The 1,320-nt window shown below is 64.8% G+C and carries 2 protein-coding genes; one reads left to right on the plus strand and one right to left on the minus strand.

The window, feature by feature from the left end:
- Positions 1–112: 112 nt before the first annotated feature.
- A complete protein-coding gene (locus AC1D00_RS41400) occupies positions 113–562 on the minus strand; it encodes a cupin domain-containing protein (RefSeq protein WP_092184980.1) in 450 nt (149 codons plus the stop codon).
- A 187-nt stretch (positions 563–749) separates the two neighbouring features.
- On the opposite strand from AC1D00_RS41400, the gene AC1D00_RS41405 reads away from it, so the two are divergent.
- The coding region (locus tag AC1D00_RS41405) for a cupin domain-containing protein (RefSeq protein ID WP_477014678.1) at positions 750–1,320 on the plus strand (571 nt) is incomplete at its 3' end.

The following is a 1,320-nucleotide window of genomic DNA, read 5'->3' on the forward strand; positions in this document are numbered from 1 at the left end:
GACCATGGGATTGCTCGCAATCAGGGTGTTTCGTGTGCAAGCGGCCACGCTCGGCCGCAATGCGCGGCCGGCGGACCTGCAAGCAGATGAAAGTGGACGGTGAGGCGGCCGCCTAGTCGTTGGCCTCGGGCGGCAGGAAGTCCACCTCGTGCAGCGCCGAGATGCGCACGACTTCGGCAGGGTCGGTCAGATTGTGGAGCTGGTTGAACAGCGCCTCCAGCTTCTGCATCGGCGAGACCCAGAACAGCGCGCGGCACGGCTTGTCGGATTTGTTGAAATAGCCATGCGGAATGCCGCGCGGCATGCGCACGAGATCGCCGGCATGGGCCTTGACCCATTGGCCGTCGAGCTTGAGATCGAGCGTGCCTTCCTGCACCAGGATGAACTCGTCCTGGGTCGGATGGATGTGCACCGGCACGAACTGGCCGGGATCGCTGTTGGTTTCGAACGCGAAGGTGGAGTCGGTGACGGCCTTGGGGAAATAGACCTGGCCAAGGATGTTCCAGCTCTTGCCGCCATAGCCAGTGCCGACAGCGGTTATGCCCTTTTCGAGTGCAGTCATGGCTCGCTCCTCATGGATTCCGGCGAGGATGGAGCTTCGGCCAGCGACCGGCCGCCTGTCTATCCGCTAAACGAATCCGGATGGAGCTTTTGCCATGCAGCACGACGATTTTGCGACGCGGCCCTTTCCGCGTCCGCGGAACTATTATAGGCTTAAAGCAATTCCGTGACGCGAAGCGTGGTCGACGATGTCCGCAGCCGTGCTGGAAATGAGCGCAAGTGCGTCCGCAGCTGAACGGCTTGCGGGCTTCGCCCGCGTCGCCACTGACGATGTCGACGAGGCGGCCGAGCAGATCGGACGCATCTTCTGTCCGCACGATCTCAAGCCGGCACAGGCGCGGGCGGCCGGCTTCTCCGCCCGGCACAATTGCGCGACGTTCGACGGCTTTTCCATCAACTACGTTGCCTATGGCGGATCCGTCAGCATCGATCCCGGCTGCCTCGAGCGCTTCTTCCTCGTGCAGGTCCCGCTCACGGGCGCCGCCCGCATTCGGGCCGGCGGCGGCGAGTTCGATGCCGTGCCGGACCGGACGGCGTCGCTGCTGTCGCCGACGATCCCGACCCGGATGATGTGGAGCGACTGTGCCCAAGTGATCCTGCTGGTCGACCGCCGCATGGTCGAGCAGCGCGCCGCGGCTTTGTCGGGGAGGGTGGCGGGCACGGTCGAGTTCGATCCTGTGATCGACCTGGACGCGCCGTCCGGGCAGGCCTTGCGGACCAGCCTTGCCGGGCTGATGACGCTCGCCGAACGTCTTGGTC

Source organism: Bradyrhizobium sp. P2_E8, from assembly GCF_056403875.1.

Excerpts from the sequence above, each read along its gene's own strand:
- AC1D00_RS41400 (WP_092184980.1), bottom strand. The coding sequence starts at position 562 with ATGACTGCACTCGAAAAGGGCATAACCGCTGTCGGCACTGGCTATGGC.